Consider the following 20884-nt stretch of genomic DNA (forward strand, 5'->3'; position numbering starts at 1 on the left):
GTCAAAGTACTTGTTTCCGACTTATAGCCTCATATTACTCACAGCGTCTGGCCGAAAGGAGCTTATACAATGAATACGATTGTAAACTATGCGCATCGCGGAGCTTCGGGATATTGCCCGGAGAATACGATGGCTGCTTTCCGTAAAAGCCTTGAACTTGGAGCTACTGGAATTGAGACCGATGTACAGATGACCCGGGATGGCCGTCTGGTGCTGATTCATGACGAGAGCGTGCAGCGTACGACCGGACAGGCCGGTGAGATCAAGGACCTGACCTATCGTCAGATCATGGAACTGGATGCAGGGTCATGGTACAGCAGTGAATTTGCCGGTGAGCGTATTCCTACACTTGGACAGCTGCTGGACTGGATCGAGCCGACCGGCATGATGCTGAATATCGAATTGAAAAATAATCTGGAACTTTACGAAGGCATGGAGGAGAAAGTGATTGCTGCTGTCCGCAAGCGTGGATTGTCCCAGCGGGTGATCATCTCCAGCTTTAACCACTATTCGCTGGTGACCTGTAAGCGGATTGCGCCGGAGATCCATACAGCGATACTGTATGGGGAGAATCTGTTTGAACCTTGGAAATACGCGCGCAGTATCGGTGCTTCCGCACTGCATCCGTACTACCGGTTTATGAACGACCGGATGGTACAGCAGGCGGCCGAGCAGGGTGTCATCTACAATCCATTTACCGTAAATGATCCGTCCGAGATGCGCGAGCTGATCCGAATGGGAGTAAGCGGCATCATTACCGATTATCCGGACCGCCTGCATGAACTGCTGCAGGGTTCTGCGGCAGGACGCTAAAAAGCTCGGGCATATCGGTACATTGCCCTCCAGCGGCAGAACAGCCCTTTCATAACCAAATTATTATCAAGTAACCTAAACACCCACATAAAAAGCGCTGTATACCGTTGATAACGTATACACGCTTTTTTGTGTTTTGGTGACAATATAGACACCAAGCTTTTCAAGCGTAACAGAACAAGTTACAATAAACTGTACTGAAATTAAAGGTCATACATTGGAGACCAGCAATGAGAAAAATACGTATTGGACGCTATCTCAAGTTAAACACGATTCGCCTCCTTCGTCTTCGAAAAGGGGCGCATCAGGTAGCGGTAGGATTTGCAGTAGGACTTGTTCCCAGCTGGTACCCGCTGCTCGGTATCGGTCCGCTGCTGTCGCTTGGATTAAACCGGCTTGTCAAGGGAGCTTTGCCGGCAGCCATCTTTGCGGCATCATTGGATTCGTTCATCTGGCCGCTTACTTTTTTTATGAATTACCATACCGGACACTTTCTGGTAACACTCTGGCGCTCGTCCAGTCTGCCTTCCCGGATGCTTCATGTGCAGGTCCCGGACTGGCCTGAAGATTATATGCAGCCGATTCATCATGCACATCGCTGGCGGGATGCCGGTATTGATTTTACGGTTGGCGCTACAGTAAACAGTCTGATCTTTGGCATTCTTATTTACATCGTGATCAAATGGGTAATGCTTCGCTACCGTGAACATCTGCTGCGGATGCTGCGCGGCAAAAAATAAATCCTCCTGCATTATACAGGCACACATACGGGTAATATAATATATTCTGCATTTGCTATCCCAGAACCCAATCCTACTAACTGTAATATCAAAGGAGGAACATCCGTGAATTTTGGAGCCCGCATGCTGAAAACCGGAATTGCGGTTACGCTTGCTTTATACGCTAGCTCCTGGCTTAATCTGACGCCGCCTGTTATCGCGGCGATCGCTGCTATTTTTGCCATGCAGCCTTCCATCTATCGTTCATTCCGCTACTTTCTGGATCAGATCCAGACCAATACCCTTGGAGCCATATTTGCCCTGCTGGGAGGGATGGTATTTTCCAACGAACCGATAGCTGTCGGTCTGATGTGTATTGTCGTCATCATGATCTGTCTGCGGCTGAATATGGGCGATACGATTGGATTGACACTGGTCACCGTTATTTCCGTCATGGAAGTATCCGGCCAGGGACAATGGCAGTTTGCACTCAACCGTTTCACTCTCAGTATTATCGGGATTGTATCGGCATTCCTGATTAATATACTTGTGGCCCCACCCAAGCCGCTGGGTCAGTTCAAGGCACAGATTGAGACAACGTTCAGCCGCTTGTCGCTGCTGCTGCGTACCGCCGTATCGGACGAGATCAAGGAAACGGTTTTCCGGGAAGAGAAGCGTGCCCTGGAAGGTGCCATTCAATCCCTGTCCGACAAATACAATCTGATGGAAGAAGAATCCAAAAAGCTCAAAAAAGCTTCACTCAGCCGTCAGAGGCATCTGGTCGTCAACAAGCAGATGGTCACTACCCTGCGCAAGGGAAATGATGTACTGACTGCGATTGAACAGCACTATTTTCAGGCGGAGCGAACGCCGGAGATGGATGAATACTTTGATGCCCATCTGGAACAGCTGATCAAGTTCCATGAGCATATCCTGCTCAAGCTGAACAACAAAATCAAAAATAACAACAGTGAAGCGGAAGAAGTCGAGGAAGCCAATGACAAATTCCTCGATACGATGATCGAACGCTATCAGGAGAACTTCGGCGGCGTGCTAAGATTGTCGATCGTAGCTGCCGTGATGTATGATTATGGATACCAGTTGGAGCGGCTGAACCGCCTCGTCGATCATCTGGAATCCACTCAGCGCGATTCCGATGATGATCAGGACGGCGCCAAATCCAAATCGGTACGACGCACTTTCCCAAGCTGGCCCTGGAAGTAATCTTCCGGGCCCAGCCATACTAAGGATTCGGTTCAAAGGAGATAGACGGGAATGACAACAAATGTTCCTTACGAGTTAGAAAATTCAATAGGCTACAAACTGGCAATCGCTTCACGCCTGACCAACAATCGCTTAAACCAGCAGTTCCGGGATGCCGGTTATCCGGTAACCCATGAACAGTGGATACTGATTTCCTATCTGTGGAAAAGAGATGGACAGACACAAAACCGTCTGGCGCGCCTGTCGCGCAAGGATCAGCCCAGCGTATCCAGACTGATCGACAATATGATCCGCCGCGGGATGGTGACACGTGTACCGCATCCCGATGATCGCCGCACCAACCTGATTTATCTGACCGATTACTGCCGCAGCATCCTCGATGATCTGGCTGCCAAGGCCACCCAGACGATTGAAGAAGTATTCAGCGGATTCAGTCGTGAAGAAAGAGAGATCACCCTTAAGCTGGTAGACCGCATTATCAAGAATATGGACTGAACATAACCGACGACACAGACCAGGAATGATGATCTGAATGATATCAAGGCATATAACAACTGCCATACATGATATATTATGACAAAAACGTTATAACTTGCGTATAGCTGCGGATCTGTTCATGCCTACCCCATCTACAGCATTCCATAAACTGCAAATACTCCCGGATGAAGGAACATTCCGTCTCTATGAGAGGGGCTTTTCCTTCATCCGGGAGTTTGTTTTGCAGGATATATGGATAAGTTGGACTTTCCGGGAATGTCGGCTGTCGAAGGGATAAGCAGACAGATGGTTCACTGTGCAAATTTTTGAATAATAAGGTATAGTAGAAGATAGTGTGAATTCGATTAGAAATCGTACAGCAGCCAAACTGCTGCTTGACGTTGAAGGTAAAGGAGATTAAGCATGATTGCAAAAACAGAACAGGACATTGAAGGTCTGAAAAAAATAGGCAGAGTCGTCGCCATTATCCGTGACGAACTGAAAAATATGGCCCAGCCGGGAGTACGTACGATCGATCTGGATCTGCGCGCTGCCGAATTGTTCGAACAGTATGGTGCTGTATCCGCACCCAAAGTAACTTATGATTTCCCCGGATATACATGCATCAGTATTAATGAAGAGGTGGCTCATGGCATTCCCGGAGAACGCGTTATTCAGGAAGGCGATCTGGTCAATGTCGATGTGTCCGGCTCGCTGGATGGCTATTTTGCCGATACCGGTGTATCCTTTGTCGCAGGCAAAGGCGATCCAAAGCTGACTGCTCTGTGTGAAGCATCCATCCAGGCATTCGACGCAGCTGCCAAAAAGATCAGAGCCGGCTCCAAGCGCAGCAATGCAGGCAAAGCCAGCTACAATACCGCCCGCAAGCTGGGCTTTACGATCATTACCAATCTGACCGGGCACGGCATCGGCAAGTCATTGCATGATGAGCCGGAATATATTCTCAGCTATTACGATCCGACAGACAATGATCTGTGGAAAGAAGGATCGGTAATCGCGTTCGAACCATTCGTCTCGACCAAGGCAGAGGAAGTGTACGAAGGCAGCGATGGCTGGACGCTCAAAACCGACGATGGCAGCTATGTGGCCCAGTATGAACATACCCTGATTATTACCAAGGGCGAACCGATTATTTTAACCAAATAACAGCGCCATGATAACTAAAAAAGCCGCATGACCGAAGATATTCAGTCGTGCGGCTTTACTATTTGCAATTTGTAATGGAAAGTCGTAAAATAAAAAATGCTCTACAAAATGGCAGAGTATTATAAAAAGAGCATATTTTAATATGATAATATCACACATTAATATAAATGTCAAATGAAATTTTGGATGGACAATAGATACAGAGAAGGGGATGGCAGCATGGCAATAGAAGATAACGATTGGAAAATAGAACAGAAACGTGTGGACGATGTGACTGCCAAAATCACTGGCAAGATCCGGGTACTGGAACAGGAAGTTGGCGAGAGCCGTGGCGATGTCGTCGGCATGCGTAAGGACTTTTGGGATGAAGTATCGATTAACTTTAGTGAGCAGGATGATGTCGGTGAGACGTCGACGAGCTTGCGTCAGCAGTCCCAGGTACTGTCCGAGCTGGAGCTGAGTCACCGTCGTTCCAGTCTGACACTCGACAAGCTGCGCCGGCTGTCCAGCTCGCCATATTTTGGCCGAATTGATTTCAGGGAAAAAGATGCAGGTCCAGCGGATCGCATCTATCTGGGGATCGGATCATTTCTCGATGAAAATGAAGAGGATTTCCTGATCTATGATTGGCGAGCGCCGGTATCGAGTCTATATTATGATGGTGCACCGGGACCGGCTGCCTACCGTACACCGGTAGGCACGATAGAAGGCGAGATGGAGCTGAAGCGCCAATTTGTTATCCGTGATGCGGAAATCAAAGTGTTGTTCGATACCGGGGTAACGATCGGGGATGAACTGCTGCAGCAGGTACTCAGTCATACCGCTGATAACCAGATGAAAAATATCGTCGCGACGATCCAAAAGGAACAGAACAGCGTTATCCGTAATGATCAAAGCCGTATGCTGATTGTGCAGGGAGCCGCAGGCAGCGGCAAGACATCGGCCGCACTGCAGCGGGTTGCCTATCTGCTGTATCGCTACCGGGAGAGTCTGCGTGCCGACCAGATGGTTCTCTTTTCCCCGAACTCAATGTTCAACAGCTATGTCTCCACGGTGCTGCCGGAACTGGGCGAAGAGAATATGCTGCAGACAACATTCCAGGCGTATCTGGAAGTGCGGATCGGTCATGAATTTGATCTGGAAGATATTTTCTCGCAGATGGAATATTTGCTCGCCTGGTCGGAGGATGATGGACATCCGGCACGTGTGCAGGGCATTCGTTACAAGTCGTCTGCGCACTACTTCCAGGCGATCCGGCGGTATGCGGATCTGCTGCTGCATGAAGGGATGAGCTTCCGGGCGGTTCGTTTTCAGGGACGCGAGATTGTGTCCAAACAGCAGATGTTGGATCAGTTCTACAGCTATGACCCTGCGGTGAAGCTGGGCAACCGGATCGAACTGATGCGGGAATGGCTGCTCAAGGAAGTCAATGACTTTGGCCGCCGCGAGCGCAAGGAACCATGGGTGGAAGAGCAGATCCAGACGCTCAGCACCGATGATTATCATCGCGCCTACACCATGATGCGCCGCAAGCAGAAGAACAAGTCCGTCTCCTTTGATGACTTCCAGCTGGAAGCAGAGATGGCGGCACGCATGGTTGTGAATAACTGGCTAAAGCCGCTGCGCAAATGGGTCAAACGGCTGCGCTTTATCGACCTGAGCGGTCTGTATCGCCGATTGTTCACTGATGAGCAGCTGTTCACCCGGGTCAATGGCGGCTCACTGCCGGAAGGATGGCATGAATTCGGTCCACAGACCGTCAGTCGGATGCAAAAAGGCGAGCTCGCTTACGAAGATGCGACGCCGTATCTGTATCTCAAAGAACATATCCAGGGCTTCCGCTCTAATACATCGATCAAGCATATGATTGTGGATGAGGTGCAGGATTATTCACCGTTCCAGCTGGAGTTTATGAAGCGTCTATTCCCAAGAGCGCGCATGACTGCACTCGGTGACTTGAATCAGGCGATCTACAGCCATAACTCGGTCTTCGACGAAGAAGAGCCGCTGCTGGAGCTGTACGGCAAGGAGAACACCGAGCTGATCCGTCTGACCCGCAGCTACCGTTCCACGTACGAGATTGTGGATTTTACCCGCCAGATGATTCCGGGCGGCGAGCATATTGTTCCGTTCAACCGCCGCGGTGACCAACCGGTCGTATCGCTGTACAGTGACCGCGAGGATATGCATCAGGAGATTGTGCGTAATCTGCACCATTTACAGCAGCAGGGGTATCAGTATACCGCGATCATCTGCAAGACCGAGAGCGAATGCACTGAAGCTTATGAGGCGCTCAAGGACCAGATCACGATGCGCAAAATGACCAAGAACACACCGGTATTTGAAAAAGGAACAATTATTATCCCTGCCTATCTGGCTAAAGGCGTAGAGTTCGATGCGGTTATCCTGTATGATGCTTCCCGCGACCGTTATAACCGCGAAGCCGAGCGCAAGCTGTTCTATACCGCCTGCACCCGGGCGATGCATCTGCTGTATCTGTATGCGATTGAAGAGCCGACTCCGCTGATCCAGGATGTTAACCCGGGGAGCTATGTGCTGCAGGACTACCGCGGCTGAACAGGATTCCATCGGGCAGTATGACTGTACGGACTACATTACGGTTCGTCTGCAGCAGGGTGTGTAGTCCAACCCAACCAATAAATAAGGGAGAAGGATGAGATATTCATCTTTCTCCCTTTTGTATAGGATGATGTCAGTAGATAACGTAACAAAGAGAAAAGAGGTTATGTCGATGAATCGAAGACAACGAACCAAGATTTCCTTAAAAATACATGCTCAGGAATTCACATCCATCAGCTCCGTAATCAGCGCCGGTGTCGCTGTGGTCACTTGCTTGCGATACCGTGAAGGCGTACATCCCCGGTGCTGCTTGAACACCGATATAAAGTAACTGAGACTGTCAAAGCCCACTTCCAGCGAGATATCGACGATCTTGCGATCGGTTGTCTCCAGTAGTCGGCATGCCTGCTGGGTGCGATAACGGTTAATGTAATCCACCGGGCTTTTCTGGGTCAGACTTTTGAAAAAGCGGCAGAAATGCCCTTCGCTCATATTGATCAGTTCCGCCAGATCACGGAGCCGCAGCGGCTGCTGATACTGCTGGTGAATATGCCCCAGCACCAGCTTGAGTCGCTCGATCTTGTCACTGGCAGCGGTAAAGGAAACCGGGTGATGATCCACATGCTCCATCATCAGTGAGATGATCAGATACAGATACGCTTTGGTCTTCAGTTCAAAGGCAGCTCCGCGGTCTTCATTCACATGAATAATCTGCTCCAGCAGCGACAGAATCTCCGCCTGCCACTCCTGATTGCGGGTCAGATGGACAGGCAGCTGAACCTGCCGGCCGAGCAGCGGGTCCAGATAGCTGGCCTGCACCGTGTCATAGGATGGACTGTTGAGCAGGGACATGCCAAAGACCGTTGCTGCAAAGCTGCAGGATTCTTCGCCGATCTGATAGGCCGTATGAATCTCCCCGCTGTTCACAAATACCGCTTCCCCGGCACTGACTTCATACGCCTGTGTGCCAATCTGGAACATCGCCCTGCCGCCGGTAACCAGAATAAACTCCGGTTCCTCATGCCAGTGGCATTCCAGAATCGTCTCCTCCTGCAAATCCTCCATAAAATAAACGCTGACCGGATACATCCGGCTGCCGTGAATGCGGTTTTCCTTTAATTTATCCCGAATGGGTTCAAAGCTGTTCAGTGAATTCGCCCCCTGCCTGTATAGGTACAGTAATAATGATAGTTGTAACTGGCATATGTAACTCGATATATCAAAATCCTGCTACTATTTATCAAAATAAAAGAAGAAAAGCGCTTTCTTAATCAATATTATTATACATAGATAAAGATTACACAAGTGTTCACCACTATCCGATTATCAAATACACACTCCAGTGGAGGGAAGAAACTCATGAAATTTACAGATGGTTATTGGCAAATTCGCAAAGGCTACCACATGCAGCATCCGGTCGATATCCGGGATATCGTACGTAAAGATAATGAAGTGACCGTATATGCAGCAACCAAGCGTATTGAGCGTAAAGGCGATACACTGAACGGTGCACTCATCAAGGCAACACTCAGTTCGCCCATTCCCAATGTAATCAAAGTAACATTCAATCACCACAAAGGCGGTTTGAATAAAGCGCCCCAGTTCGAACTGGCTCAGCTGGATCATGATATTGCCATTCAGGATGATGAACAAGCCCTGTCCTTTCAGAGCGGTGAACTCAAAGCAACCATTACCAAAAATACAGGCTGGAATATCAGCTTCGATTATAATGAACGCCATCTGACCGGCAGCGTACATAAAGGGCCGGGTTATATCAATGGACCGGAAGACAGCGTCTTTTTCCGTGAGCAGCTGGAACTGGGCGTAGGTGAGTACATTTATGGTCTTGGCGAGCGATTCACCCCTTTTGTAAAAAACGGCCAGACCGTGGATATCTGGAACGAAGACGGCGGTACAAGCAGCGAACAGGCCTACAAAAACATCCCGTTCTATCTGTCCAGCAAAGGGTACGGCGTATTCGTCAATCATCCGGAGAAAGTCTCTTATGAGATTGCTTCCGAGAATGTATCCAAGGTGCAGTTCAGTGTAGAAGGCGAGACGCTGGAGTACTTTATTATCGGTGGCAGCAATCCAAAGGAAGTACTGGATAACTACACGACGCTGACCGGCAAGCCGGCACTGCCTCCCGCATGGACATTCGGTCTGTGGCTGACCACTTCCTTCACGACGGACTATGATGAAGCAACGGTCAACCATTTTGTCGATGGCATGGCTGAACGTGATCTTCCATTATCCGTTTTCCATTTTGACTGTTTCTGGATGCGTGAATACCAGTGGTGTGATTTTAAATGGGATGAGCGCATGTTCCCCGACCCGGAAGGCATGCTCAAGCGTCTCAAAGACAGAGGGCTCAAAATCTGCGCCTGGATCAACCCATATATCGCCGAGAAATCCTATCTGTTCGACGAAGGTATGGAAAATGGCTATCTGATGAAGCGTCCGGATGGCAGCGTCTGGCAGTGGGATCTGTGGCAGGCAGGCATGGGTCTGGTCGATTTTACCAATCCGGCAGCAGTCGACTGGTACAAGAGCAAGCTGAAAGTGCTGATCGACCAGGGTGTCGATTCCTTTAAAACCGACTTTGGCGAGCGCATTCCGACCGATGTAGTCTACTACGATGGCTCGGACCCGGTAAAAATGCACAACTACTATACATTCCTGTATAACAAAGTGGTCTTCGAACTGCTGGAAGAAAATCTGGGTAAAAATGAAGCGGCATTGTTCGCCCGTTCGGCAACCGTCGGCGGACAGCAGTTCCCGGTTCACTGGGGCGGAGATTGTTCGTCCACCTTCGAATCGATGGCCGAATCGCTACGTGGCGGACTGTCTCTCGGAGTATCCGGCTTTGGCTTCTGGAGTCATGATATCTCCGGCTTCGAGATGACAGCCGCACCAGCCGTATACAAACGCTGGGTACAATTCGGTATGCTGTCTTCCCACAGCCGTCTGCATGGTAATGAATCGTACCGTGTGCCATGGTTGTTCGATGAAGAGTCTGTCGACGTACTGCGCAAGTTCACCAAGCTGAAATGCCGCCTGATGCCGTATCTGTTCGACGCGGCTGTTACGGCTTCTGAGCAGGGCACGCCGATGATGCGTCCAATGGTACTGGATTATTATCAGGACCCGGCTACCTATACACTGGATCGCCAGTATATGTTCGGGAATTCCCTGCTGGTCGCTCCAATCTTCAACGCAGAAGGTACCGCTTCCTACTACGTACCGGAAGGTCAGTGGACGAACTTGCTGACAGATGAGATCGTACAGGGTGGTCGCTGGTACAATGAGACCTATGATTATATGAATATGCCGGTGCTGGTCAAGCCGGGCAGCATCATCGCCATGGGTCTGGAAGACAGCAAGCCTGACTACGATTACGCGAGTGGTGTGGAACTGCATATCTATGGACTGGAAGAAGGGCAAAGCTCGGCGATCCGTCTCGTACAGATGAACGGAGACAAAGCAGCGGATGTTACAGCCGTACGTCAGAATGGCCAAATCGAAGTCACTATTGAAGGTACATTGACCGACTGGTCTGTCGTCCTGCACGGCATCCAGAATATCGCTTCCGTAGAGGGTGCATCCGAATCTGCAGGTGAGCAGGGTCTGGTCTTCAAGGGAGAAGACAATCACATTACGATTACGCTGTAAGTATAGTCTGGGACCGGATGATCTTCGCCTCAGGACAGGCGAGATTGTACGAAAACAGACGAACAGGTGGATAGACATGATCTTGTAAGTAAATATCATAATGCACCCAGCCGGTTAGGGAGTCTATACGCCCTTGCCGGCTTTTTCAATCATTGAACAAATGATACCGATATCATCCAGACGATCCATCGGTCCTTCTGTCATCCTTAATACATCGCGCACATAAGGATACTGGTAAAATTTGAAATGAAAGAACATTCGTTCTATAATGATGAAAGCATTATGCATAATAGACATACAGAGATATTTACATAAGCAGGGCCTGTCATAATGCCAGTTCGTACACAAAAGGAGATTATAATGAGACTGCAAAAAATTCAAAGCACACGTACAAATAATTTCAAAGATGAACAAATGCTTGAGAAAATTCAGGGAGTATGGCAGGCATCTCAGCCACACCTGGCACAGCAGCAGGGAGCTGTATACGGCGTGTATCATGAATATGAAAGCGATTATAAAGGTGACTATTCCCTGACAATCGCTGTAGAGACAGATGGGGAGGATGCCGATCATTTGCAGGTGGACGAATCAGCCGCTTATCAGGTATTCCCAGTCGACGCAGCCGATGAACAGGGCGTGATCAAAGCATGGAAAACGATCTGGAAGCAGGAGGAAGAAGGCAGTCTGCAGCGTGCTTATACACTGGATTATGAAAAATACAGCACAGACGGTACCAAAACGATCCATATCGCTTTAAAATAACTTCATGAATGCCCATAAACGCCAAAAACAAAAGGACTTCAATATACGAAGTCCTTTTGTTTTTGGCTGCCACTTTTGGAGGAGCTGTAGTTATTTGATTTTGATATGCACAGTTTGTTCCTGACCGGGTATACTTTTGGCTTTAACCATATAGATAACTCCGATCACGATATAAATAACGATAAACAGCGCTGAGAAGCGGTACATCGAAGTATAACTGCTCATACTGGCTACCGTGCCCAGAATCATCGCTCCAAGGGCCACACCAAGATCCAGTGAGTTGAGGAACATCCCATTGGCCATTCCGCGCTGATGCGGATTGACGACCTGGATCATCCACGTCTGCATCGTTGGCTGCAGAGCGCCCCAGCCGATGCCATAACACAGTGCAGCGCCGAACAGACCGAGCGTCGAATGGGCAAAAGACAGGAACACCAGACCGAGGATCAGCATGACTGCACCTGGTACGACGAGTGCTTTTGGGCCTTTGCTGTCATAGATCTTGCCGGAAAACGGACGGATCAGCACGACAGCCAGTGCATTGAACAGGAAGAAGTACCCCGGATTGGCGATACCGGCTTCTCCGCCGAACAGAGCGATAAAGCTGACCAATCCGCCATACGTAAGTGACATGAGGAAGTTCAGCAGACTCGGCAGCAGCAGCTTTTTCTCAAATTTGGAAGCAGCCGGTTTGGAAGCCGAAGTAGGAGCAGGCACGGCACCTTCAGCAGTAGAATCAGGTACAGCGCCTTCAGCAGCTGATCCGGCGGCAGAAGCAGCAGCTTGTTCATTGAGCCGGGCCTGCTTTTTCTGTCCACGGATCAATTTGTAGGCCAGCGGGAACAAAATGACAATAAACAAAGAGCCGAGTGCGACCAGTGGAGTGAATCCGTACTGCTTTTCAATCCACATCCCGATCAGCGGACCCATCGACATCGAGATCGTCGTAGACAGTCCAAAGTATCCCATGCCTTCCCCCATCCGGTTGCGCGGGATAATATCCGAGACCATGGTCGGGAAGGTGGTGCTGTACATCCCGAAACCGAATCCAAAAATAACCCGCATCACGAGCAGGGCGATAATGGTAGCACTAAAGTAATAACCAACCGTGCCGAACAGCGCAATCGCCAGACCGCCAAACAAAATAACATTACGCTTGCCCAGTTCCAGCGCGCGGGCAGAGAACAGGCGAGAGATGATAGCAGCCAGCGCCATCAGGCTCGTACAGAGACTCACATAAAAATCTCCCGCATGAAAATGCTCGCGCATATACAGCGGAAGAGAAGACAGAATCATATGCAGATTCAGAAAAACAAGCAGGTTACAGGCAGTCAGAATCAAAAATTCCTTGGTCCACAGACGAGCGACAGGGGAAGCCTGTTCTTCTGCCGCCGACTGGGCCAGGTGGGTACGTTCAGATTGTTCCATTGTATATATTTCTCTCCATTTCTCTATTCCAATCTTTATTCCAAATGATTCGAGTTTTCTTCCAGACGTGTGCGGAGTTCTCTCAGCAGTTCATGCAGCTGCTCCATCTGCTGTGGATTCATCAGGGAAGCGACTTTCTCATTATGTTCCTTTTCCAGCTCATGGGCTTTCTCCATCAGCTTGCGGCCTTCTGCATTGGGATACACCAGGAAGGCCCGGCGATCATGCGGATCGATTTCTTTGCGGATCAGATTTTTGCGGTGAAGCACATCCAGAATACGGGCTGTTGTCGGCTGATCTTTGTAGGCATGGGAAGCGAGTTCTTTTTGATTCATTCCTTCACGTGCACAGATGTAGTAGAGGATGCTCCATTGTTCCGGTGTAATATCGTATTCTTTGAGCCGGCTGGAGAACATATTACTCACTTTGCGGTATGTGCTGCCCAGCAGGAATCCGATCGAATCCAGTTCTTTCATACTGCAGCTCCTTTTGTAATAAAGTTTATATTTTAAATGATAAGTAACTTAAATAAAATATATGTTAATGCAATTATAATTACTGCAACTAAATTTTTCAATAGAAAAAGCGAGAATCATTACGATTCCCGCTTTTGGTGTGTGGTTTCATATATACTATATCGGAAGATAGATTCCAATAAGTTACATTTTTAAATAAAAATGTTCTTATTTAGATCCTGCTTCTTCTTTTACTTGTTCTTTGGCTTGTGGAACAGTTTCCCAGTCTTTCAGGAAGCGCTCGATACCGCTGTCTGTCAGTGGGTGTTTCCACAGGGAAGGTACCAGTGTACCAGGGATGGTAGAGATGTGTGCACCAGCCAGTGCCGCTTCTCTTACGTGCTCCAGGTTACGGATACTTGCAGCGATGATTTCGGACTCCAGACCATAAGTGTCCAGGATCTGACGCAGGTCACGAATGAGCTGCATACCATCGATGCCGATATCATCCAGACGGCCAACGAATGGGCTAATGAATGTAGCGCCAGCTTTGGCAGCCATCAGACCTTGAGCCGGAGTGAAGATCAGGGTTACGTTTGTTTTGATGCCTTCTTTGGAAAGCTGGTTACAAGCGTACAGACCTTCTTCAGTCATAGGCAGTTTGATAACGATGTTAGGTGCCCATTTTGCGATTTCGTGTGCTTCTTTCAACATACCTTCAGCGTCAAGGCTAACAACCTCAGCACTTACCGGTCCGTCGATGATTGCACAGATCTCGTCAATTACATCTTTAAATACGCGACCTTCTTTGGCGATCAGGGAAGGGTTGGTGGTTACACCGTCTACGATTCCCAAACGAGCAATACGTTTGATTTCCTCAATGTTACCTGTGTCCAAGAAAAATTTCATTTCTCTTTTCCTCCTCTAATAAATATATATAGTGTATAGCGCCTAAGCATAATTGCAACTTGCCAGCGACATCATCAACTGCGCTATCGGGAGATGCATATGTGTACATTACCCATTACCATACATATGTACACCCCATAACGGAGGTTTATTTGTCCGTACAAATTGCTTAAAAATTATTACTATATTTAGGTTTTACCACAATTCCAAACTTCACACAATGGGTCCAGCTGCTTTTAACCTGCACTTTACATTCAACCAAAGATAAAACCAAACCGATATGTTGATTTTAGACGAATAGATAATCAACATATAGTAGCAAAAAACGATTATTAATGTCAAAATGAGACTTTCAAAAGAGGTAAAAAATATTTTTGATTTTTTAATTTACGGAAATGTAAATTGAGTTATCGTATAGTAAATGTAATATGGTAAAAAATCATATCATTTTTACTGATCAAACATACCATTTAGCAAGACAGCAAAATATTCAAGGGTTGGGAATAAGCATTTCAATTATTGCACACAAAATTACATACAAAGTCCTATGCACTTTGGCGACCGATTGACAGGAAGGTTGCCGGCATCCAATTGAAAGCGGTATCTATAGTCGGTTCCGACTAATTTACAAGAGGATAATACTGACTAAAATCCTAAACTTTAATATCTTAGCTATTCACTTCTGATCCTGTGCGGACGAAATTAAATTAAGGGCTATTTTATCGAAATCAAACAGCAGGTAGATCGCCTGAGTCGGTGCATAACAGGCAATAGCTGAATACTATAGAGCATGAATGACGGAGGAATGAATACAGATGGCTATGAATTACAAAAACGAATCCCAGGAGTCTGCTGCTGGTCAAGAAATGAATATTGTGGATATGGTTGTGGAATGCATGAAGTATTTTGAACATGTGGTCGGTGACGATCTGATGCTGGGAGTAACGGATCTCGAAGAATTCAAATACTACAAACCAGCCAAAGAACTCGATCTGAAGCTCAAAGGAACAAGAATCTCGCCGGATGATACCAATCTCAATAACGCGCTTCGCAACGGTAAAATCTCCGTCAATCGTGTACCGGCCTCGGCGTACGGCTTTGCCCTGGATGCCACATCCGTTCCTTTAAAAGACAAAAAAGGTAATATCGTCGGTGCAATCGCGTCCGCTTATACACTGCAGCACAATGACTTTATGTCCAATGTAACTGTGGAAATCGAGAAAATCAGCAATCAGCTCAGTGATATGGTACAGCTGATCGCCGCACAATCGCAGCAGCTGTCTGCAACAACTGCCGAAATTCAAAGCAATACAAGCAAAGCGGTAGAGAACTCCAAAGAAGTCAATCAGGTAGCCGGATTTATCCGTGAAATCTCCGAACAAACCAACCTGCTTGGACTGAATGCCGCGATCGAAGCTGCCCGTGTTGGTGAAGCAGGAGCGGGATTTGGCGTAGTGGCTTCCGAAGTACGCAAGCTGTCTGTCGACACCAAAAATGCCACTCAAAATATCGAAAGCTCACTCGGTGGCGTACAGCAGTCCATTTTACAAATGGAAAAAGAAATATCTGCGATTGCCGTATCCTCGAACGAACAGGCACAGCTGGTCAATGAATTCAGTGAAGTGGTCAGCAATCTCAATACCGTGAGCCGTGATTTCAAAAAGTTCATGGACACTTTCCTCAAATCTCGTCTGTAATCTCATCCGAATCATACAAGAGCAGCCCTTTCTGGCGCAGAAAGGGCTGTTTGTCTGTACCTGTACAGATATGTTTTAATAATACATAGAAGATACCATATCCTGTCATCTGCAATCTGCACAGCAAAGGAGTACAAGCATGAGTAAAGCAATCTTTCGCAATGACTGGGCGGATGTGCTGGAGCCGGAGCTGCATAAGCCTTATTATACGGAGCTGCGACAGTTTCTGGCTCAGGAATACCGCACCCAGACGATCTATCCGGATATGTATGATATCTACAATGCGCTGCATTATACGTCCCTGGCTTCGACGCGTGTGGTCATCCTGGGACAGGACCCGTATCATGGACCCGGGCAGGCGCATGGATTAAGTTTCTCGGTCAAGCCGGGCGTGGCCATCCCGCCATCTTTACATAATATTTATCAGGAACTGCATGACGATCTGGGCTGTCCGGTGCCCTCGCATGGCTCACTGATCCACTGGGCGGAGCAGGGTGTACTGCTGCTGAATGCCGTGCTTACGGTACGCAGAGGACAGGCCGCTTCGCATCAGAACAAAGGCTGGGAAGCTTTTACCGATCGTGTCGTGGAAGCGGTGAATGAGCGGGAGACGCCGGCAGTATTTATCCTGTGGGGCAGCCATGCCCAGCGCAAGGGAGCCAATATCAACCGGAACAGGCATTTTGTAATTACGTCGCCGCATCCGAGTCCTTTGTCTGCCCATCGCGGCTTTTTCGGCAGCCGCCCTTTTTCGCGGGTCAATGAATTTCTGCTGTCCCAGGGGATGGAGCCGATTGACTGGTGTGTGCCCGAATAGGCCGGACCACGGCTAAAATGTACTTGCAAAAGGGCAGCAGGCAAGATGCAGTGATTTTGCAGCCTGCCGAAGACCCTGAAACGGTAACATTTATACAAAATTGGTGGATTTTTAGGGCATGTAAGCGTTACAATTATAAGGGCTCAATAAGTAAAATGATGACAACAATTACAGATGATTCGATCCAAAGGAGGATTCACTCAAGTGGAATACCGTGTGGAGAAGGATACAATTGGTGAAATTAATGTCCCTGCTGATAAATTATGGGGAGCACAGACACAGCGCAGTAAGGAAAATTTCAAAATCGGCGGCGAACGGATGCCGATTCAGGTGATTTATGCATTTGCCATTCTCAAGAAAAGCGCCGCTTTGGCGAATGAAAAGCTGGGCAAACTGTCTGCAGACAAAGCGGATGCGATCGTCAAAGCAGCCGATGAGATCCTGACCGGGAAATGGGATGAGCACTTTCCGCTCGTCGTATGGCAGACAGGCAGCGGTACCCAGTCCAATATGAACGTCAATGAAGTCATCGCGCATCGCGGTAACCAGCTGCTCGAGGAAGCGGGCAAGACGGAACGACTTCATCCCAATGATGATGTAAATATGTCCCAGAGCTCCAATGATACATTCCCGACAGCACTGCATGTGGCCGGTGTGCTCGCGGTCGAGGATGTACTGCTGCCCGCGATTGCACGCCTGCAGGAGACGTTCCAGCAGAAGTCCAATGAGTTCAAGGACCTGATCAAAATTGGACGTACCCATCTGCAGGATGCGACTCCGCTGACACTCGGTCAGGAAATCAGCGGCTGGGAGACGATGCTGCACAAGAGCAGCCGCATGATCAATACCAGTACCGCAGAAATGAAGGAGCTGGCGATTGGCGGTACTGCCGTGGGCACAGGCATTAACGCTCATCCGGACTTTGGACGCCTGGTCGCGGCCAATATCTCCGAGCTGACCGGCAAGTTATTCGTCTCGGCGCCAAACAAGTTCCATGCGCTGACCAGTCATGATGAAGTGGTGTATGCTCACGGTGCCCTGAAGGCGCTGGCAGCCGATCTGATGAAGATTGCCAACGATGTACGCTGGCTGGCAAGCGGACCGCGCAGCGGCCTGGGCGAGCTGACGATCCCTGCCAATGAGCCGGGCAGCTCCATCATGCCGGGCAAGGTCAATCCGACGCAATCCGAGGCGATGACCATGGTGGTTACCCAGGTTATGGGTAATGACGCGACGATCGGCTTTGCAGCCAGTCAGGGTAACTTTGAACTGAATGTGTTTAAGCCGGTCATCATTTATAACTTCTTGCAATCCGTGCAGCTGCTGGCAGATTCAATCATATCGTTTAACGATCACTGTGCGGTTGGAATCGAAGCGAATATCGATCAGATTCAGCACAATCTGGATAACTCCCTGATGCTGGTCACGGCGCTTAATCCACATATCGGTTATGAAAATGCGGCCAAAATCGCCAAACATGCTCATAAAGAAGGATTGTCTCTCAAAGAAGCGGCACTGCAAAGCGGTCTGCTGACCGAGGAGCAGTTCGATGAGTATGTCGATCCATCCAAAATGATCCATCCGAAAGCCTGATCCTCGTCTGGCTTCAGCTATACCGATTAACAGTAATAAGCAGTGATAAATAAACACTCTGTGATCCCGCAGGCCTTATCCATGATGATAGGGCCTGTTTGCTGTTGATCAAGCCATTTTTGTTACAGAATATCAACAGGCCTCTACCGAAGCAGACACATTCTGCTCACAATCCCTTGCCAAAACAGGAAGAGTTCATATACAATGAATTCAATAATTAATAATGATAATCATTATCAATTAAGTGTTGGATAAAAGGAGGGTTTTATGAGTATCTTTTCAGGTCATTTATCGAAATGGAGTGAGCAGCTGCAAAATGATCCTTCAGTACTGGGCGTTTTGCTGGGAGGCACTGAAATATATAGTAATACTGCTGCATCGGCAGGAGTGGAAGCGATGATTATTATAACCGACGAGGAGTTCGAGCAGCGTCTGCAGAGAGGATCTCTGCATTACCGGGAATTGGATCATACCGAAGCGGCTGGTCAGCTGGTGACAGGGCGATACATTTCGCCCGGTTATATGGACAAAGTAGCACGATTCGGCAGTGAACCGGCACGTTCGGCTTTTATGGGAGTCGTTATCGTATTCTCCCGGCTGGCTGATCTGCGGAACCGGATTAATGACATTACCGAATATCCCCTGCAGCAGAAGCAGGACAATATCAACCGGTTTTATGCACAATTCGAAGCTTGGTATCAGGAATGTCGCAAAGCATTTATGACCGATGAGCCGTATCTGCTGCGTCAGTCGGTGATGAATATGGTGCTGTTCGGCGGCAGGCTCATTCTGGCCCATAACGAAATGCTGTACCCCGGGCACAAATGGCTCATACATACGCTGGAGCATGCCCGCAAAAAGCCTGAACGGCTGCTGAAGACGATACGCGAACTGATGACAGAGCCATCTGAGAGCACGCTGGAGTTGCTGTACCGGCAGGTACTGGAATATCATGACTGGGTGGGCGAAGACCTGAACTGGACGGATTATGTCATTCTGGATAACGAACTGCAGTGGCTGGGTCGCAACGTCTCTGTCGGAGAAATCTAGTGCCTTTGCATGATGATGGGTTTCTATTAAGATATGGTGAATAGGAATATTAAGATAACCAAAAAGCTGCTTCCCATGAGGGAGGCAGCTTTTTTATTTATAATTATCAACTATTTCAACTAACGATTCTTATCCATATTGGAATAACCGACATCTAATTTGTGCTGGAGCGGATAGATTATTTATTAATCTTCCCTGTAAAGAAAAAGCCGGAAGAAGCGGGGATGATGGAGTGATCGAACAGATGGTGGAAGCTGATCATTCCGTAGCCGTACAAATTATCTTTGCCTGGCTGTCCCAGGTCAATACTGCTTTTCTCAATGGCATCACGCAGTTGGGCATTGGTCAGACTCGGGTAAGCCTGTTTGAGGACAGCAGCCATTCCGGTTACAAAAGGAGCAGCGACCGATGTGCCGTCACGAAGCTCGTATTTGCCATTACTGGCTGTGCTTACAATACTTACACCTGGAGCGGCAACATCCGCTTCCGGACCGCTGGCGGAGAAGCTTGCACGCTGCAGCGTATTATCTACCGCAGTGACAGCGATGACCTTATCTGCTGCTTTGGCAGGGTATTCAATCGTATTGGTAGCTGCGTTAGCCGTACCTTTGTTGCCGGCAGCAGCGACCAGCAGAATGCCTTTGGCATCAGCTGCAGTGATCATTTTCTCTACAGCTGGAGAGCTGTGCGGGAAAGCAATCGACATATTCACAATATCCATATCGTTCTGGATCGCCCAGTTAATGCCTTTGGCGAGATCTTCAGTAGAGCCATTGCCTTTGCTATCCAGAATCTTCACACCGTAGATCTCGGCATCGGGTGCTTCTCCGATCAGACCTTTGCCGTTATCCTGTGCACCGATCACACCAGCCATAAATGTGCCATGACCGTTATCGTCGGCATAGGAGGAAGTATAACCCACTACGGATACACCGCCTGCAATCTTCAGCTCCGGATGAGTGGAAATGCCGGTATCCAGAATCGCTACTTTGACTCCCTTACCGGTATAACCCGCATTGAAAGGAATCTGTGCATCAATCATACCGTATCCCCATGATGCCTGTTCATTGGGTTTTACGGTAATCGCTTTGACATTCGGAGCAAAAGCCTGGGCTGCCGAAGCGTAGACTTCATTGGGCTCAATACTGGTAATTCCCTGCTGGCGAGCCAGCTGGTTCTTTTGCGCAGCTGTCAAATCAACGGCAGCTACCTGAAGCTGATCCAGCATGGTTGCCTCTGCGTGAGTCAGCTGATGAATTGCCTGCTTGCCGGCTTCACCGGAGTAGGCAACCAGATAACGTTGTGTAGCTGTATCGGATTCGGCTGCTGGATGGGATGGGAAGGAAGGCAACAGCAGAGCGGACAGTAATGGAATAGTCGCCGCTATAGTATATGCCTTTTTTTTCCATGTATTCATCTTTTTAATCCATTTCATATGAGTTGAGCTCCTTAATCGATTTAGGCATAAACCATTGTTTGTTATATTATAATTAAATCATTGCTAAGTTGCTAATCTAACAA

The 20884-nt window shown here is 48.4% G+C and carries 17 protein-coding genes; 12 read left to right on the plus strand and 5 right to left on the minus strand.

From position 1 onward, the window contains the following. Positions 1-69 precede the first annotated feature (69 nt). The 6 genes from WH45_RS15145 to helD all read left to right on the plus strand — a co-directional run bounded on the left by WH45_RS15145 (position 70) and on the right by helD (position 6977). Positions 70-813, plus strand: coding sequence for a glycerophosphodiester phosphodiesterase (locus WH45_RS15145; protein ID WP_046215272.1), 744 nt, complete (start codon positions 70-72; stop codon positions 811-813). Between the two features lie 230 nt (positions 814-1043). After that, on the plus strand, positions 1044-1553 hold the full coding sequence (locus tag WH45_RS15150) for a DUF2062 domain-containing protein (RefSeq protein WP_046215273.1): 510 nt from the start codon (positions 1044-1046) through the stop codon (positions 1551-1553). A 105-nt stretch (positions 1554-1658) separates the two neighbouring features. After that, the gene (locus WH45_RS15155) at positions 1659-2756 is read left to right on the plus strand and encodes an FUSC family protein (RefSeq protein ID WP_046215274.1); all 1098 of its coding nucleotides are present in this window, start codon (positions 1659-1661) and stop codon (positions 2754-2756) included. 51 nt (positions 2757-2807) lie between these two features. After that, on the plus strand, positions 2808-3251 hold the full coding sequence (locus WH45_RS15160) for a MarR family winged helix-turn-helix transcriptional regulator (RefSeq protein WP_046215275.1): 444 nt from the start codon (positions 2808-2810) through the stop codon (positions 3249-3251). Between the two features lie 405 nt (positions 3252-3656). Further along, positions 3657-4400 carry a type I methionyl aminopeptidase gene (gene map, locus WH45_RS15165; protein ID WP_046215276.1) on the plus strand — a complete coding sequence of 248 codons (744 nt, stop codon included), beginning with the start codon at positions 3657-3659 and terminating at the stop codon, positions 4398-4400. Positions 4401-4619: 219 nt separating this feature from the next. Next, entirely contained in the window at positions 4620-6977 is a 2358-nt protein-coding gene (helD, locus tag WH45_RS15170; protein ID WP_046215277.1) for an RNA polymerase recycling motor HelD, read from the plus strand. 219 nt (positions 6978-7196) lie between these two features. Here the strand turns inward: helD and WH45_RS15175 are convergent, their stop codons facing one another. Further along, complete coding sequence (locus tag WH45_RS15175) at positions 7197-8045, minus strand: AraC family transcriptional regulator (RefSeq protein WP_235338388.1); 849 nt, start codon at positions 8043-8045, stop codon at positions 7197-7199. Positions 8046-8339: 294 nt separating this feature from the next. On the opposite strand from WH45_RS15175, the gene yicI reads away from it, so the two are divergent. Further along, positions 8340-10652 carry an alpha-xylosidase gene (gene yicI / locus WH45_RS15180; protein ID WP_046215279.1) on the plus strand — a complete coding sequence of 771 codons (2313 nt, stop codon included), beginning with the start codon at positions 8340-8342 and terminating at the stop codon, positions 10650-10652. 360 nt (positions 10653-11012) lie between these two features. Beyond that, positions 11013-11414, plus strand: coding sequence for a GyrI-like domain-containing protein (locus WH45_RS15185; RefSeq protein WP_046215280.1), 402 nt, complete (start codon positions 11013-11015; stop codon positions 11412-11414). A 90-nt stretch (positions 11415-11504) separates the two neighbouring features. On the opposite strand, the gene WH45_RS15190 is transcribed toward WH45_RS15185, so the two are convergent. The 3 genes from WH45_RS15190 to fsa all read right to left on the minus strand — a co-directional run bounded on the left by WH45_RS15190 (position 11505) and on the right by fsa (position 14206). Beyond that, positions 11505-12842 (minus strand): MFS transporter, encoded by a 1338-nt coding sequence (locus tag WH45_RS15190; protein ID WP_235338389.1) that lies wholly within the window; start codon positions 12840-12842, stop codon positions 11505-11507. Positions 12843-12877: 35 nt separating this feature from the next. Further along, complete coding sequence (locus WH45_RS15195) at positions 12878-13318, minus strand: MarR family winged helix-turn-helix transcriptional regulator (protein ID WP_046215281.1); 441 nt, start codon at positions 13316-13318, stop codon at positions 12878-12880. Between the two features lie 207 nt (positions 13319-13525). After that, positions 13526-14206, minus strand: a complete 681-nt coding sequence (gene fsa / locus WH45_RS15200; protein WP_046215282.1) for a fructose-6-phosphate aldolase — start codon at positions 14204-14206, stop codon at positions 13526-13528. Positions 14207-15021: 815 nt separating this feature from the next. Between fsa and WH45_RS24155 the strand changes: the two genes are divergently transcribed. The 4 genes from WH45_RS24155 to WH45_RS15220 all read left to right on the plus strand — a co-directional run bounded on the left by WH45_RS24155 (position 15022) and on the right by WH45_RS15220 (position 19363). Continuing rightward, complete coding sequence (locus WH45_RS24155) at positions 15022-15903, plus strand: methyl-accepting chemotaxis protein (protein ID WP_082096851.1); 882 nt, start codon at positions 15022-15024, stop codon at positions 15901-15903. Positions 15904-16042: 139 nt separating this feature from the next. Beyond that, the gene (locus WH45_RS15210) at positions 16043-16720 is read left to right on the plus strand and encodes a uracil-DNA glycosylase (protein WP_046215283.1); all 678 of its coding nucleotides are present in this window, start codon (positions 16043-16045) and stop codon (positions 16718-16720) included. A gap of 204 nt (positions 16721-16924) precedes the next feature. Next, positions 16925-18313 (plus strand): class II fumarate hydratase, encoded by a 1389-nt coding sequence (fumC, locus tag WH45_RS15215; RefSeq protein WP_046215284.1) that lies wholly within the window; start codon positions 16925-16927, stop codon positions 18311-18313. A 267-nt stretch (positions 18314-18580) separates the two neighbouring features. Continuing rightward, positions 18581-19363 (plus strand): hypothetical protein, encoded by a 783-nt coding sequence (locus tag WH45_RS15220; protein WP_046215285.1) that lies wholly within the window; start codon positions 18581-18583, stop codon positions 19361-19363. Between the two features lie 178 nt (positions 19364-19541). Here WH45_RS15220 and WH45_RS22915 read toward each other — a convergent pair whose 3' ends face one another. After that, positions 19542-20798, minus strand: coding sequence for a S8 family peptidase (locus WH45_RS22915; RefSeq protein WP_052723804.1), 1257 nt, complete (start codon positions 20796-20798; stop codon positions 19542-19544). Positions 20799-20884: the final 86 nt, after the last annotated feature.

Source organism: Paenibacillus wulumuqiensis (genome assembly GCF_000971965.1).
Classification (GTDB): Bacteria; Bacillota; Bacilli; order Paenibacillales; family Paenibacillaceae; genus Saccharibacillus; species Saccharibacillus wulumuqiensis.